Origin of the sequence: Sulfitobacter sp. SK012 (assembly GCF_003352085.1) — a bacterium.
GTDB lineage: Bacteria > Pseudomonadota > Alphaproteobacteria > Rhodobacterales > Rhodobacteraceae > Sulfitobacter.
In genome coordinates this window covers 4,118,685-4,133,443 of sequence record NZ_CP025804.1, presented here as the reverse complement: position 1 = coordinate 4,133,443, position 14,759 = coordinate 4,118,685, and the positions used below count along the sequence as shown (strand labels likewise).

The 14,759-nt window shown below is 54.9% G+C and carries 14 protein-coding genes; 9 read left to right on the top strand and 5 right to left on the bottom strand.

The window, feature by feature from the left end:
• The first annotated feature begins 6 nt into the window (after positions 1-6).
• Positions 7-996 carry an ABC transporter substrate-binding protein gene (locus tag C1J03_RS20155; RefSeq protein ID WP_114888207.1) on the top strand — a complete coding sequence of 330 codons (990 nt, stop codon included), beginning with the start codon at positions 7-9 and terminating at the stop codon, positions 994-996.
• Between the two features lie 127 nt (positions 997-1,123).
• Here C1J03_RS20155 and C1J03_RS20150 read toward each other — a convergent pair whose 3' ends face one another.
• A complete protein-coding gene (locus tag C1J03_RS20150) occupies positions 1,124-1,675 on the bottom strand; it encodes a L,D-transpeptidase (protein WP_114888206.1) in 552 nt (183 codons plus the stop codon).
• A 136-nt stretch (positions 1,676-1,811) separates the two neighbouring features.
• Entirely contained in the window at positions 1,812-2,018 is a 207-nt protein-coding gene (locus C1J03_RS20145) for a cold-shock protein (RefSeq protein WP_005851393.1), read from the bottom strand.
• A gap of 493 nt (positions 2,019-2,511) precedes the next feature.
• Between C1J03_RS20145 and C1J03_RS20140 the strand changes: the two genes are divergently transcribed.
• Positions 2,512-3,459 carry an aldose epimerase family protein gene (locus C1J03_RS20140; RefSeq protein ID WP_162798623.1) on the top strand — a complete coding sequence of 316 codons (948 nt, stop codon included), beginning with the start codon at positions 2,512-2,514 and terminating at the stop codon, positions 3,457-3,459.
• Positions 3,460-3,579: 120 nt separating this feature from the next.
• Here C1J03_RS20140 and ettA read toward each other — a convergent pair whose 3' ends face one another.
• A complete protein-coding gene (gene ettA / locus C1J03_RS20135) occupies positions 3,580-5,235 on the bottom strand; it encodes an energy-dependent translational throttle protein EttA (protein ID WP_114888204.1) in 1,656 nt (551 codons plus the stop codon).
• 109 nt (positions 5,236-5,344) lie between these two features.
• Between ettA and C1J03_RS25480 the strand changes: the two genes are divergently transcribed.
• Positions 5,345-5,707, top strand: a complete 363-nt coding sequence (locus tag C1J03_RS25480) for a hypothetical protein (RefSeq protein ID WP_162798622.1) — start codon at positions 5,345-5,347, stop codon at positions 5,705-5,707.
• A gap of 136 nt (positions 5,708-5,843) precedes the next feature.
• Here C1J03_RS25480 and C1J03_RS20125 read toward each other — a convergent pair whose 3' ends face one another.
• Positions 5,844-6,863: an IS110 family transposase gene (locus C1J03_RS20125; RefSeq protein WP_114888203.1), complete on the bottom strand. Its 1,020-nt coding sequence runs from the start codon at positions 6,861-6,863 to the stop codon at positions 5,844-5,846.
• 205 nt (positions 6,864-7,068) lie between these two features.
• Here C1J03_RS20125 and C1J03_RS20120 point away from each other — a divergent pair, with 205 nt between their 5' ends.
• The 5 genes from C1J03_RS20120 to C1J03_RS20100 all read left to right on the top strand — a co-directional run bounded on the left by C1J03_RS20120 (position 7,069) and on the right by C1J03_RS20100 (position 12,369).
• Positions 7,069-8,097 (top strand): IS110 family transposase, encoded by a 1,029-nt coding sequence (locus tag C1J03_RS20120; RefSeq protein ID WP_114883818.1) that lies wholly within the window; start codon positions 7,069-7,071, stop codon positions 8,095-8,097.
• A 290-nt stretch (positions 8,098-8,387) separates the two neighbouring features.
• Complete coding sequence (locus C1J03_RS20115; protein WP_254694110.1) at positions 8,388-9,452, top strand: alpha/beta hydrolase; 1,065 nt, start codon at positions 8,388-8,390, stop codon at positions 9,450-9,452.
• 225 nt (positions 9,453-9,677) lie between these two features.
• Positions 9,678-10,118: a universal stress protein gene (locus tag C1J03_RS20110; RefSeq protein ID WP_114888201.1), complete on the top strand. Its 441-nt coding sequence runs from the start codon at positions 9,678-9,680 to the stop codon at positions 10,116-10,118.
• Between the two features lie 17 nt (positions 10,119-10,135).
• Entirely contained in the window at positions 10,136-11,689 is a 1,554-nt protein-coding gene (locus tag C1J03_RS20105) for an alanine/glycine:cation symporter family protein (RefSeq protein ID WP_114888200.1), read from the top strand.
• 68 nt (positions 11,690-11,757) lie between these two features.
• Entirely contained in the window at positions 11,758-12,369 is a 612-nt protein-coding gene (locus tag C1J03_RS20100) for a nicotinate-nucleotide adenylyltransferase (protein WP_114888199.1), read from the top strand.
• Here the strand turns inward: C1J03_RS20100 and C1J03_RS20095 are convergent.
• On the bottom strand, positions 12,352-13,176 hold the full coding sequence (locus C1J03_RS20095; protein ID WP_114888198.1) for a DMT family transporter: 825 nt from the start codon (positions 13,174-13,176) through the stop codon (positions 12,352-12,354). The genes C1J03_RS20100 and C1J03_RS20095 overlap by 18 nt on opposite strands.
• Positions 13,177-13,263: 87 nt before the next feature.
• On the opposite strand from C1J03_RS20095, the gene dacB reads away from it, so the two are divergent.
• Complete coding sequence (gene dacB, locus C1J03_RS20090) at positions 13,264-14,757, top strand: D-alanyl-D-alanine carboxypeptidase/D-alanyl-D-alanine endopeptidase (protein WP_114888197.1); 1,494 nt, start codon at positions 13,264-13,266, stop codon at positions 14,755-14,757.
• The last annotated feature ends 2 nt before the right edge of the window (positions 14,758-14,759 follow it).

Below are 14,759 nucleotides of genomic sequence, written 5' to 3'. Positions count from 1 at the left end.
ACCATAATGAAAAAGATCACATATGCAGCCGCAGCGACGGCGATGGGCTTGTTGGGCACGCAAGCCTTGGCGGCGGATGATGTAACACTACAACTGAAGTGGGTCACGCAGGCGCAGTTTGCAGGCTATTACGTCGCGCTCGACAAAGGGTTCTACGAAGAAGAAGACTTGAATGTCACGATCAAGCCCGGTGGACCGGATATTGCACCCACTCAAGTGCTCGCTGGCGGCGGCGCTGACGTGACTGTGGACTGGATGCCATCGGCCCTGTCTGCGCGTGAAAAGGGTCTGGCGATGGTCAACATCGCGCAGCCTTTCAAATCGTCGGGCATGATGCTGACCTGCCGCAAGGATGCCGGGATCGAAACTACGGATGATTTCAAAGGCCAAACTTTGGGCGTCTGGTTCTTTGGCAATGAGTTCCCATTCCTGAGCTGGATGAACAAGCTTGGCCTCAGCACTGATGGCGGCGATGACGGTGTGACCGTGCTCAAGCAAGGTTTCAATGTTGATCCGCTCTTGCAAAAGCAGGCGGCTTGCGTGTCCACGATGACCTATAATGAATATTGGCAGGTGATTGATGCGGGCCTGACGCCTGAAGATCTGCAAGTGTTCAAATACGAAGACCAAGGCGTCGCGACGCTGGAAGATGGTCTTTATGTGCTGGAAGACAAGCTGTCTGATCCTGCGTTCGAGGACAAAATGGTCCGTTTTGTACGCGCATCGATGAAGGGTTGGAAATACGCCGAAGATAATATCGAAGAAGCGGCTGACATCGTTCTGGAAAATGACGCTTCGGGTGCACAAACCGAAGAGCACCAGCGTCGGATGATGGGCGAGGTAGCCAAGCTGACAGCGGGCTCAAACGGCGCTCTTGATGAGGCAGATTATCAGCGCACAGTCGACTCGCTGTTGTCTGGCGGTTCGGACCCGGTGATTTCCAAAGCTCCTGAAGGTGCTTGGACGCACGCGATCACGGATAAAGCGCTGAACTAACTCTTTGCATCAACGCTAAAGAAAAGGCCGGCCATAACGTCGGCCTTTTTTGTGCCCATTGGTTTTAGGGGGCAAAACGAAAAAGGGCCGGAGTTTCCTCCGACCCGTTCAATCGATTTTGTGTCTTTTACAGTACGGTGACGACCGTTCCGAGTGGGACGCGCTCATACAGATCTTCGACATGCGCATTTAGCATCCGAATGCAGCCGCTAGAAACTGAGCGACCGATAGATTTCGGAGCGATGGTGCCGTGGATCCGGAAGTACGTGTCTTTGCCGCCTTGGAACAGGTAAAGCGCGCGCGCACCCAATGGGTTGCCTGGGCCACCTGGTTGCGCTTCGGTGTTGCCGATGAAGCGGGAATAGGCGCTGGGGTCACGCTCGATCATCTCATCTGTGGGACGCCATGTGGGCCACTCTTTTTTCACAGAGATTGTCGCGGTGCCCGAAAACTCAAGGCCAGCTTTGCCAACGCCAACGCCGTAGCGGTAGGCAGTACCTGGTGCAGTCACAAAATAGAGGTAGTAGCTGCGCGGCAGAATCAAGAGTTGGCCGGGCTGGTATGTCTTCTTGATCTTCACCTCTTGTGGGGTCGGATCAAACGCAAGTGACTGTGCGGAAAGGACTTGGGGCAAAATTGCAGCAGCAGCAGTGCTTGCAATGAATGTACGGCGGCGCATGAAAATATCCTATTTTAAGGGCATAATTATCACTTAGATTGCCAAAACACGCCGTTTTAGCAACCCATCGCATCAAAAAACCGGCCATCCGTTGCGGAATGGCCGGTCAAGTTTTCGTGTCTCTTGCGACGAAAGCTTAGGCGAGTGCGATGTTTGACGCAGATTCGCGGCCGTCACGGCCTGCTTCGATATCGAAAGTAACTTTCTGGTTGTCGGCCAGACCTGTCAGGCCTGCGCGCTCAACGGCAGAAATGTGCACGAACACATCTTTGCTGCCGCCATCGGGTGCGATAAAGCCGAAGCCTTTTGTTGTGTTGAACCATTTTACGGTGCCAGTGGCCATATCCGTAGTCTCCATCTTCATGCCATCCGCGTTGTGCGATGGCCCGGCGTTGTCGGTCTGGATCGAACTGAGCGCCGTATTAGGGAGACAGTGGGTCGAAATAGAATAACGTTTGCTCTTTGGATATGGCATTCCAAGGTGATTCGTTCAAGATGGACCCCGGCTCGGCTCGCGGATAGGCATATTTGTGCCGGTAATCGCTATTTTATTGAGGAAATCGATGAAAGGAACGCATCACGTTTTCGTTAGGTTGACTTAAATGGGTCTGTTTGCGACGCAACTGTGCCGGGAAATTCATGGCAAAAGCGGCCTACGGAGCACGATTTTTCTGCTTTAGACGCGTGGAATTTGCTACTTTCGGATGCGCTAATTGTAGCTATTTGTGGCTTGGACGGGCTTAGAAGATTGTCGCAAGGGAAAGGTCTGTTCTGTCGCAATCCGGCCAACAATGTGAGAGCTTGCCCCTGACCATGTCAACCGGAGGGCACTGGCGTTGCATTCAGATGAGATCATTCTTGAAGGGTTCGGCCTTAAGGCAAGCCTACTTTCGTTTGGTGCGACCTTGCGCGATCTGCGGATCGACGGGGTTTCGCATCCTTTGGTCGTGGGTTTGGCTCCAGAAGACGTCCGCGCGCACGCAAACCTCTATTTTGGAACGGTTGTTGGCCGCGTCGCAGGGCGGATCGGATACGGGCGAACGCAGATCGCAGGCAACAACGTTCAACTGCCCATAAACGGTGACCCCCATCATCTGCATGGGGGACCGGGAGGGTTTTCCCAGCGTGACTGGCAAGTAGTGGGGCGCAGCGATCAATATGCTGCATTGGCTCTTCACAGTCAGGCTGGCGATCAAGGTTATGCCGGCTCGGTTGATGTGACCGCCCACTATGAGATCGTTGAGGGGCCGATTTTGCGATTAACCCTGACTGCGCGCAGTTCGGCAGAGACGTTGTTGAACCTATGCCACCATCCCTACTTCAATTTTGACGGAGCCCCGACAATCAATGACCATTCGCTAGAGATCGCGGCAGATCGATATCTGCCAGCAGACGAAACGGCCTTGCCGACAGGCGAGGTTGTGGGGGTTGATGGCCCGTCTGATTTCCGAGCACCTCACCAGATTGGCGCAGATGCGTTTGATAATACCTTTTGTCTGTCGAGTGCCCCAATGGGGCCGGTGGCCTTTGCCGGACGGCTAAGCGGTGGTGCCGTGGTGATGGAAGTCTGGACAACGCAACCGGGCCTGCATGTCTATACAGGCGAGGGAATTCCAGACGGTTTGGCAGGGCTTGACGGGCGGCAATATGGGCCGCGCGCCGGGGTCGCGCTTGAGGCGCAAGGTTGGCCAGATGCACCCAACAACGCGGCGTTTCCAAGCATTCGGCTGAAGGCCGAAGAGGTTTATGAACAAGTGACAGAATATCGGTTTGGTCGCAGCTGATCGACCAGAAGATTAGCCATCAGGTTCAATCCACAGCGGCAGTCATGCTGGGTGGATAGGCGTCGAAATCTCAGGTGAAATCGGCGGGAGTTTGGTGGGCGGTGCCGCCCACCAATATTGTTAGCGAACGAATTTCTTGTGCTTCAAACGCTTTGGTTCCAAAGCGTCGGCACCCAGACGGAGCTTCTTGTCTTCTTCATAGTCGGTAAAGCCACCTTCAAACCATTCGACATGCGCGTTGCCTTCAAAGGCCAACATATGCGTACAAATGCGGTCCAAGAAGAAACGGTCGTGCGAGATCACGACGGCGCAACCAGCAAAATCTACCAGCGCATCTTCGAGGGCGCGCAGTGTTTCAACGTCCAAATCGTTTGTCGGTTCGTCAAGCAGCAGCACGTTGCCGCCTTCTTTCAAAAGCCGCGCCATGTGAACGCGGTTACGTTCACCACCTGAAAGTTGCCCGACTTTCTTTTGCTGATCGCCACCTTTGAAGTTGAACGATGAACAATAGGCGCGCGAATTCACCTCGGCATCACCAAGTTGGATCAATTCAGCACCGCCTGAGATGGCTTGCCATACGTTATCATCGGCTTTGAGATCATCGCGCGACTGATCGACATAAGAGAGGTCGACCGTATCGCCATATTCAATCGTCCCGGCATCAGGCTCTTCTTGGCCGGTCAACATTTTGAACAGCGTTGATTTACCCGCACCGTTCGGTCCGATCACGCCGACAATGCCGCCGGGCGGCAGTGAGAAATCAAGACCTTCTACCAGAAGCTTGTCGCCCATGGCTTTTTGCAGGCCACTGACTTCGATAACTTTGTTGCCCAAGCGAGGTCCGTTGGGGATGACGATTTGAGCGCGGGTAAGCTTTTCGCGCTCGGACGTTTCAGCCATTTCATTATAAGATTTGATCCGGGCTTTGGATTTCGCCTGACGGGCTTTGGCCCCTTGGCGCATCCATTCCAGTTCGCGCTCCAGCGTTTTCTGCTTGGATTTATCCTCCCGGGCTTCTTGGCCGAGGCGTTTTGCTTTCTGCTCAAGCCAATCGGAATAGTTGCCTTCGTTGGGAATGCCCTTGCCGCGATCCAGTTCAAGGATCCAGCTGGTGATATCGTCCAAGAAATAGCGATCGTGCGTGACGATTAAGATCGTCCCTTTGTAGTTGATCAAGTGTTGCTGGAGCCACGCGATGGTTTCAGCGTCCAAGTGGTTGGTCGGTTCATCCAAGAGCAACATTTCAGGCGCTTCAAGCAGCAGCTTGCACAGCGCCACCCGGCGCGCTTCACCGCCTGAAAGGTCCGAAATACGCGCATCATCAGGTGGGCAGCGCAACGCTTCCATCGACACGTCGATTTGGCTGTCGAGATCCCAAAGGTCCTCTGCGTCGATCTGGTCCTGCAACTGCGCCATTTCATCGGCGGTCTCGTCGGAGTAGTTCATCGCCAGATCGTTGTACCGATCAAGGATCGCCTTTTTAGGAGCCACACCAAGCATCACGTTTTCGCGTACAGACAGCGTTTCGTCCAGTTTGGGCTCTTGCGGCAGGTAGCCTACGCGGGCTCCTTCTGCGACCCACGCCTCGCCGGTGAAGTCTTTGTCCATGCCGGCCATGATCTTCATCAGCGTGGATTTACCCGCGCCGTTCACACCAACTACACCGATTTTTACGCCCGGCAGGAAGTTCAGGTGGATGTTCTCAAAGCATTTTTTGCCGCCAGGATAGGTCTTGGAGACACCTTGCATGTGGTAGACATATTGATAAGCGGCCATTGCGGCATTCCTTCAAAGTAGAGACGTTTGGGTTGCAATATCGCTGACGCCGGGCAAGATCAACGCAGCGTGGTCAGATCGTCTGATTAAAGCAGTGTTTTAGGGGCGGATGATGCGCAATTTTTTCTTGGTGGGCCTGGCGCTTCTTCTGGTGGGGTGCAGTGTTGCAGCTCGTTTGTCGGCACCGCCGAACCTGTACCTTAATGGGAAAAACTATCCGGCTGAACTGGTTCCGGCCTCTTTGCAAACCATCGAGCCGAATATTTTTTATGTAACAGACCGTGCGCCAGTGGATGCGGATAGCGGCCAAACAAGCTATTCGCGGGCCCGTTCACAGGGCATGGCATTCGGCGCAGCGAAGGTCCTGTGTGGATGGCTCCTGCATAGCAAGACATTTTTGATCAGATTTGTGCATTTGTCAGAAGCAGTCATGTGTCCGGCCTGTTTGCGCGGTTTTGACCGCTGGCCCTGATGGGTTCCGCAAACCAAGTCCCTTACAGCTTAGCGGGCTATGACGCCCGGGACCTTCGACGGGGTGTCCTGGTTTTGGCGGCAGACTTATGCACCATCATCTCGCGGGTCTTGCTAACTCTTTGTTCTTTTTCCTTTTAGGCCGTGTGCGGTGTATAAGGTTGGTTGCGGGTGAGAACGGCCCAGACGATCCGAGCAGTCTTGTTGGCCATAGCGACAGTTGCCAAGCGCGCGGGTTTTCGTTCCAGCAGCGATACCAGCCATTTACTTGCGCGCTCTGGGTGCGATTTGGTCTGTCGGACAAGCGATGTCATGCCAACGACCAACAATGATCGTAAGTATTGATCGCCCATTTTTGTAATGCGACCGAGCTTCTCTTTGCCGCCGCTGGATTTGTTCGCAGGCGTCAGACCGAGCCATGCTGCAAACTCGCGGCCATTGCTGAACTGATGACCATCCCCAATGCTGGCGATGATTGCCGAGGCGGTCACAGCGCCGACGCCTGGTATGGTGCGCAACAAACGGACCCGCGCATCTTCCTTGGCGACAAGCTTCAGCCGGTCTTCATACCAGCGGAGCCGTAAATGTAATGCCATGAGATGTTCGCAAAGGTTATGGATCACCTCATTGGCAATCGCGGGCAGGTCAAGCACTTCGCCTGCTAAAATATCCTCCGCAAATCCGATGACCTGGGCGAGGCCCCTCGCAATGTAAACCCCAAACTCAGCGACCATACCACGCAAGCCATTGATCAGCTGCGTGCGTTGGCGGACAAGCAGAGCTCGTGCGCGATGGAGTGACAACAAAGCTTGTTGCTCAACGGTTTTTATTGCCACAAACCGCATTGTAGGACGGGTAACGGCCTCACAAATGGCTTCCGCATCAATGGCATCGGACTTGCCGCGCTTCACGTATGGTTTCACATAAATCGGTGGGATCAACCGAACGTCATGGCCAAACTTCGTCAGCTCGCGTGCCCAATGATGCGCGCTGCTACAAGCTTCCATGCCAATCAGGCAAGGTTCGATCTTGGAGAAGAACGGCAACAATTGTGCCCGTCTCAAAGGCCGGTTGAAGGCGACCTCGTCGTCTTTCGTGATCCCGTGAACTTGGAAAATGTTCTTGGCCAGATCAAGGCCGATTGTGGTAACTCGCATTGGGTGGCTCCTCCTATAAGCAGATATGGACATCTACAGTATGGCGCATTGCGACGCCGGTTGGAGCAAGAGCCATCCACATGGTGTAATCGCGGGATGAGTCGCCATGAAACTTCAAAAGAAGTTGATGGTGGTTGTTCCCCGATAAGATGAAAATACGGGCTCATGACGAGGTGTCTGGCCCAAGCATCATTGGAGAACAGCCATGGCCGATTATATCGGACTCGACGTATCAATGAAAGAGACTGCGATTTCCATTCGGCGCGCAGGTGCGCGCGTTTGGCGAGGGAAATGCAATTCAGATCCAGCGCGAATTGCGCAAATTGTTAGAAAGCGCGCACCCGGCGTCGTGCGGGTGATTTTCGAAACTGGTCCGCTGTCAGTGTGGTTTTATCATGCTTTGAAGGAAGAGGGACTGCCTGCTATTTGTATCGATGCACGCCACGCTAAGGCGGCGCTCGACATGGCGGCGAACAAAACGGATGCAAATGATGCAGATGGTCTGGCTCAGTTAGCTGAGGTCGGTTTTTATCGAGAGGTTCGCGTGAAAGGTTATGACAGTATGCTTGCTCGTTCACTGATAGCTGCGCGAACTCGACTGGTCAGGATCACAGTCGAATTGTCAAACCAAATCCGTGGGCTCATGAAGACGTTCGGATTGATTGTGCCTTCGGGCAAAGGACGCAGCTTTGACGCAAATGTTCGTAGACTTCTGGTGGATCAGACCGAGCTCTCCAACATTCTATTGCCACTGTTGAATGCTTGGCACGACATGCGGATGCGCGCAGCGGATCTTACAAAACTGCTGCTCGCGGTGGCGCGCAAAAGCCACGCCTGTCGACTTCTCATGACCATCCCTGGAGTGGGTGCAATTACAGCCACGTCCTATGCGACAGCTATTGAAGATCCGGGTAACTTCAAAAACTCACGCGCTGTCGGGGCCTGGCTCGGACTGACCAGCCGACGATACCAATCTGGGGAGGTTGATTACAGCGGCAGGGTATCTCGCCGCGGAGATCGACATCTCAGAGGGCTCCTTTACGAGGCCGCACTCGTCATCCTAACCCGGTCAAAGATGCAAAGTGATCTGCGAACATGGGCGCTCAAGCTTAAGGAACGTGTTGGCACGAAACGCGCAGCAGTCGCATTGGCACGCAAATTGGCAGTCACAATGCATGCGATGCTGAAAACCGGATCAGCGTTCAATCCGATTGCTCAACCATTAAGCCTCTAAACACCCTCTTGCGCTCGACATCCTGAGCGCGGCGAGACGTCCCTGCCGGGACGTGGGTTGAGTAATTCCGTTTGATGGGCTGCACCGGCATTCACTGTTGAGTGCGTCATCCACATTGGAAGCTCCACCTGCTAAACCCATCATGCGGCGGCTATATGTCGACCGCGAAGACGACCCTGCACCCGGCATACGAGATCTCGACCCTCAGGAGCAAAGTGCAAGACCAGCTTTGCCAATCTACGTAGGAGCCCGAAAAGGTACCGCGATTGCTGGGTTATGGGAAAAAGTGCTTGCAAAACACTATGCGATTAGACGACCCCATCAGGTTCGGGGCTGAAGACTGGGACGATCTAGTGGCGCGGACCCATGTGGACCGAGGTGGGCGTTTGTCGCGGTTGGATGTCATTGGCGTCGAAGAGTTCGTACGATTTGATCCCGCACCTCTCGCGGCCACGCGCCTGGATGGGGGATTGCGGGTCGAAACCGTAGCCGAGCAATCTTATGAGGCGCAGACCGTAGCGTTCCAAGATGAAGTGCGCGCACAAATCAAGCACACCGGTCATGGACGTATTTTGGTTTACGTGCACGGCGTTCGAAATGAATTTGACGACAGTTTAACCACATTGGCGAACCTGTGGCACTTTACCGGCCGTCGCTCTATCCCGATTTCGTTCAGTTGGCCGGCGGGTAATCGCGGGCCGCTGGGCTATTTCCGAGACCGCGCCGCGGGAGATTTCAGCGTCTTTCACGCCAAAGAATTCCTGCGCATGCTAGCTGCAATGCCAGAAGTCGAAGACATTGATATCGTTGCGCATTCGCGCGGCACAGACGTGATGACACAGGCGTTGCGTGAGTTGATCATCTTTCAGCGCGGTCGGGGTGTGAACCCAAAGCTGGGGTTGAAGACGGGCACTTTGATTTTGGCGGCTGCTGATCTGGATACCGGGATTGTACGCCAACGCTTGCTTTCTGAGCGGTTCTCAGAGGCGTTTGAGCAGGTGAATGTTTATGTGAACCCGGATGATACTGCCATTCGCGTGTCATCGTTCCTGACCAAAACGCCGCGCATTGGAGCGCTGCGCCAAGATGACTTTAGCCGTGTCGAAATTGCCCGACTGGCTAAAGAAGATCTGATTCAGTTTATCCGCGTAGAGGGAGCCGGTAGAGCTGACAGCCATTCGTACCTTCGCAATAATCCTGCCGTGCTGTCAGATATCGTGCTGGCATTGCGCACCCGCGCCTTTCCCGGCGGTACATTGCGCCCCCTAGAAGCGGATGAGGACGGCGTTTGGGTGTTGCAGTCAAATTATCCACTCGAGCGCTTGCCAGAAATCGTGATTGAGTCCGATCGATAGCACCCAAGGTGGTCAAATTGACGCAGGGCCATCCACTGAATCAAAAATAGATATCCGATAAGGCTGCCATTTCTTTGAATTGCAGTTCAGATGACTGTTATATATCGAGCATTCGGTTAATTAGACTTTCTGGAATTTGTTAGACTTGCGAAGGGGAGAGCGTTCAGCGATCCTCTTTAATTAGGTGCAGTCGAAAGGCACGAGATAATTAACAGGGACATCGACATGACAAAAACCACAATCATTGTGGGTCTGGATGGGTCAGAGGCAGGCGCACGAGCGCTCACCTATGCCAAGGAACAGGCCACGCGGATCGGGGACTGCGCTATTGCGCTGTGCTACGTGATCGAATGGTCACCGTTCAGCTTTCAGACACCTGAAGAGAACGAAATGCGCCATAAGCGCCGCGAAGAAGAGCTGCAGACCGTAAACGAACGCGTTCTGGATCCCGCGGTCGCGGCGGCTAAAAAAGAAGGCTTTGACGTTGTTGGTATCGTACGCCACGGCGATGTTGCCGATACTTTAGAAGACCTTGCTAAGCAGCATGGTGCCAGTCAGATCGTTGTGGGCCGGGTCGGCGCACGGGGGCTGAAAGAGCGCCTTTTCGGTGGTGTGTCGGGTCGTCTTGTCGCCACGGCATCCGTGCCTGTCACAATCATTCCATAACCTGAAGGGGCATACCGATGAAGAATTTTCTCAATCCGGTTCTGGCTGCAGCAGCGACGCTGAGCCTACCGACACTTGCCGCCGCTCAGGAAGCGGGCAGCATGGACGAAAAGATCAACAGCATATTTGCCAGCTCGACGGGCTGGTTTGTAAGCCTGATTTTCGCTCCAATCCCCGGCACATCCTTTCCTTGGATTGTGATGTGGTTGGTGATCGGCGCGTCGATCTTTACGATCTACTTTGGTTTCATCCAGATCAAGGCGTTTGGTCATGCGATTAGCCTCGTAAAAGGCGATTATTCCGATCCCAATGATGCGGGCGAGGTCAGTCACTTTCAGGCCCTTGCGACAGCACTTTCGGGAACTGTCGGACTTGGTAACATTGCCGGCGTGGCTGTTGCTGTAGGCATCGGTGGGCCGGGTGCGACGTTCTGGATGATAGCTGCGGGCCTTCTGGGCATGGCGTCTAAGTTCACTGAATGTACGCTGGGCGTGAAGTACCGGAATGAATATGCTGATGGATCGGTCTCTGGTGGCCCGATGTATTACATTTCAAAGGGTTTTGCTGAGCGCGGCGCACCGGGTGGCAAGTTCCTTGCGGTCTTGTTCTCGATCTTCTGTATCCTTGGTGCGTTGGGCGGCGGGAACATGTTCCAAGCCAACCAAGCACATGCGCAAATCTCTGGCATCGTAGGCGACTATCCTGGCTGGATCACGGGCATCATCTTTGCTGGTGTGGTTTTTGCTGTGATCGTTGGCGGTATCAAATCCATTGCGCAGGTTACTGAAAAGGTCGTGCCATTCATGGGCATCCTTTACGTAGCAGCGGCGCTGGTGGTTCTGCTGGTCAACTATGATCAGATTGGTTGGGCCTTTGGTCAAATCTTTGCCGGTGCGTTTACCGGTCTTGGGGTTGCAGGCGGCTTTGTTGGCGCTTTGATCCAAGGCTTTAAGCGGGCTGCATTCTCTAACGAGGCTGGTGTTGGTTCTGCGGCGATCGCGCACTCTGCGGTCAAGACCAAAGAGCCTATCACAGAAGGTGTGGTTTCCTTGCTGGAGCCCTTCATCGATACTGTCGTGATCTGTACCATGACAGCATTGGTCATCACCATTTCAGGTCAGCTGATTATTGATCCGGCAACGGGCAATTACATGTTGAATGAAGCGGGTACCGCGATTGCAACAGTGGATGGTAACTCCGGTGTGTCACTGACTTCGGCGGCGTTTGCGACAGGCTTTAGCTGGTTCCCATTCGTACTGGCGATTGCAGTGGTTCTGTTTGCTTTCTCGACCATGATCAGCTGGTCCTACTATGGACTGAAGGCATGGACGTACCTGTTTGGTGAAGGCAAGACGACCGAACTTGTGTTCAAGGTTATCTTTTGCATCTTCATCGTGATCGGTGCGGCAGCAAGCCTTGGTCCGGTTATCGACTTCTCCGATGCTGCGATCTTTGCGATGGCTGTGGTGAACATTTCGGCGCTCTACGTTCTGATGCCGATCGTAAAGGCTGAGATGATCAGCTACTTCGCGCGCCTGAAATCAGGTGAGATCGTCAAGCACGGTCACTGAGCTTTGGTTGACACAGGTGCCGCAAGGCGCCCTAACGGCCCCCGGATTAGATTTCGGGGGCCGTTTTTTTGCGCCATCACTTTCCCTTTGCGCACCCCGGCCAAGTGATTGGTCTTTTGGGTGGATCGTTTGACCCTGCGCACGCGGGTCACGCGCATATCACCCGTGAGGCGCTTAAGCGGTTTGGCCTGGATAAGGTCTGGTGGCTGGTGAGCCCGGGCAATCCCCTGAAGAAGCTCGGACCAGCACCGTTGCCTGCGCGATTGGCGCGTGCTCGGGAGGTTATGCGACACCCCCGCGTGACGGTGACAGACATCGAAACCCATCTGGGCACGCGTTATACGGCACAAACATTGGCCGCGTTGCAACGCAGATACCCGCAAGTGAAGTTTGTTTGGTTGATGGGGGCAGATAATCTGGCCCAGTTTCATCTGTGGCAAGACTGGCGGCAGATCGCCGAAACGGTACCCATCGGCGTTTTGGCGCGCCCCGGGCAGCGTATCTCAGCGCGGATGAGCCGGGCTGCGTCGCTTTATGCACCTTACCGAATACCGGGGCGGTTTAGTCAGCTTCTGGCGCGCGCAGATGCACCGGCGTGGTGTTTTGTAAACGTGCCGATGGTGGACATATCTTCGAGTGCTATTCGCGCGGCAGGAGATTGGTCAGCGGAGTCGGGTTGAGGCGAGGCCGGACGTGATGATGATGCTGAGACCAATCCAGGTCCAGCTGTCGGGTAGATCGCCAAAGACGGCCCAGCCGAGCCCAACGGCAGCAACCAATTGAAAATAGACCAACGGGGCCACACGGGTCGCAGGGACCAGCTGACACGCATAAAGCAGCAACAAATTTCCCAACATCGAGCAAAAGGCCGACGTGATTGTCAGCGCTGCAATTGTGCCCGTGAACGGGGGCAGTTGTGTCAGCCCGAAGGGGGCAAGCAGAAGTGCGCTGATTGCGAGTTGTGAAAACACCACCGCAATAGGAGAGCCAAGTGTGTTGAGCCAGCGCGATGTTGTCAGAAACGCGCCGTAGCTGCACCCCGCGGCCACCGCCCATAACAGGCCTGTAGAAGCACCCATCCCAGGTCGCACGACGACCAGCACGCCGAGGAAACCAAACGCGATCAGAATTGAGCGCAAAGGTGTGACAGGTTCGCGTAGAAATATCGCAGCGAGGACAAAACTGATCAGGGGGCCGATAAAGAACGCTGCAAAGACGGTTGCGATCATCTCGGTCTGTAGGGCGATCTGGATGGATGTGATGCCGAAAGACAGCAAAACTGCGCGAAACCAGATGCGCCAATTTGCAAAAAGTGCGATGCAACCTTTGGGCAAAAACGGGAGCACAAAAAGCGTACCAATCAAGAATCGCGACCAAGCGATGAACGCCGGTGCAACGCCCAGTTGGCTCGACAAGAGTTTCCCCGCGCTGTCTCCAGCAGGGACCAGAGACATGGCGACAAACATGATCAGAACAACGCGTTGCATTGCACAGGCGCTATCATGCCGATGTAGTAAAAGGAATGTCATAGGCTTGGCTTGAAGGTGGCGCGCAGGTTGGGTTAACTCTGGTCTATGAAAGGCAACATCTCACGGCGCGTTTTTGTTGGATCAACCCTCGCGGGCGTGGTCCTGCCGCGCGTTGCGATTGCTGCGCCACCTGAGACGTCATTGCGTCCGGTGCCGCGCGATCCAAAAATGCGCAAGCGCACGGCGCGTACCGTAGAAGAAATCCTGGGCCGTGCGCGGTTGCAGGGCAAAGTGTCTTTTGCCGTTGTTGAGGCCGCCAGTGGCAAGGCGCTTGAAGCCGAAGATGCCGCATTGGCCAAGCCGCCTGCCAGCGTCGCCAAAGCGCTAACCGCCCTTTATGCATTGGATACACTGGGCGAGGATCATCGTTTTTCGACACGGTTGATGTTCACGGGGGGCATCGAGGATGGCGAAATTCTGGGTGATCTTCTGCTTGTCGGTGGGGGTGATCCGACGCTAGATACCAACGGACTGGCCTCGATGGCGCAGACCCTCAAGACGGCGGGGGTCACGGCTGTCCGCGGTGGCATTAAGGTTTATGATGGCGCGCTGCCAACTTTGCGCGATATCGACCCCGGTCAGCCTGATCATGTTGGGTACAACCCTGGCATTTCGGGTATCGCACTGAATTTCAACCGCGTGCATTTTGAATGGAAGCGCGGCTCGAACGGATATGCCGTTACGATGGAGGGTCGGTCAGATGGGCTGCGTCCTGCGGTCCACATGGCCAGCATGGCAGTCAAAGACCGCAGCACGCCGATTTTTACCTATAGCGATTCAGGCACGCGTGACGTCTGGACCGTGGCCAAGGGTGCGCTGGGCAAGGCCGGAGCGCGTTGGTTACCTGTGCGCAAGCCGGGGCTTTATGCGGGCGAAGTCTTTGCAGTGCTGGCGGGTGCGCAAGGCATCAAACTGGGCAAGCCCGAATTGATCGATACACTGCCGGAAACGACTATGTTGGTGCGCCACCTTAGCAAAGAACTGCGGGTCATCCTGCATGATATGTTGAAGTATTCCACGAACCTAACCGCTGAAATAGTGGGGATGGCTGCAAGCCAGAAGCGGATTGGCCGGATAGAGACACTAGAGGCTTCTGCGGCTGAAATGAACGCATGGGCCAAGATGACGCTGGGCATGGCGTCTCCGGCGCTGGTGGATCATTCGGGGTTGGGTGACGCCAGTCGGGTCACGGCACCCGATATGGTTTGTGCATTGGTCGCCATGCAAGGCAGCGATTTTCATGAGATACTCAAGCCCGTTGCACTTCGCGATTCCAAAGGACGCCCGGTGCGCGATCACCCTGTCAAAGTCGTCGCCAAGACCGGCACTTTGAATTTTGTATCTGCCCTCGCGGGCTATATTACCGGCGAGGATGGCACAGAGCTCGCTTTTGCCATCTTTGCCGCTGACGAAGACATCCGAGCGACAATCAAGCGCGAGGACCGAGAACGCCCGCCCGGCAGCCGAAGCTGGAACGGGCGGGCAAAGACATTGCAATTGGCGCTGATTGAGCGCTGGGCGCTGCTCTACGCCTCCTAAGC

Bases quoted from the DNA above. Each gene is read 5' to 3' on its own strand.
- C1J03_RS20155 (WP_114888207.1), top strand. From the start codon at position 7: ATGAAAAAGATCACATATGCAGCCGCAGCGACGGCGATGGGCTTGTTG.
- C1J03_RS20150 (WP_114888206.1), bottom strand. From the start codon at position 1,675: ATGCGCCGCCGTACATTCATTGCAAGCACTGCTGCTGCTGCAATTTTG.
- C1J03_RS20145 (WP_005851393.1), bottom strand. From the start codon at position 2,018: ATGGCCACTGGCACCGTAAAATGGTTCAACACAACAAAAGGCTTCGGC.
- ettA (WP_114888204.1), bottom strand. From the start codon at position 5,235: ATGGCCGCTTATCAATATGTCTACCACATGCAAGGTGTCTCCAAGACC.
- C1J03_RS25480 (WP_162798622.1), top strand. From the start codon at position 5,345: ATGATGCGCAATTTTTTCTTGGTGGGCCTGGCGCTTCTTCTGGTGGGG.
- C1J03_RS20125 (WP_114888203.1), bottom strand. From the start codon at position 6,863: ATGCGAGTTACCACAATCGGCCTTGATCTGGCCAAGAACATTTTCCAA.
- C1J03_RS20120 (WP_114883818.1), top strand. From the start codon at position 7,069: ATGGCCGATTATATCGGACTCGACGTATCAATGAAAGAGACTGCGATT.
- C1J03_RS20110 (WP_114888201.1), top strand. From the start codon at position 9,678: ATGACAAAAACCACAATCATTGTGGGTCTGGATGGGTCAGAGGCAGGC.
- C1J03_RS20105 (WP_114888200.1), top strand. From the start codon at position 10,136: ATGAAGAATTTTCTCAATCCGGTTCTGGCTGCAGCAGCGACGCTGAGC.
- C1J03_RS20095 (WP_114888198.1), bottom strand. From the start codon at position 13,176: ATGCAACGCGTTGTTCTGATCATGTTTGTCGCCATGTCTCTGGTCCCT.
- dacB (WP_114888197.1), top strand. From the start codon at position 13,264: ATGAAAGGCAACATCTCACGGCGCGTTTTTGTTGGATCAACCCTCGCG.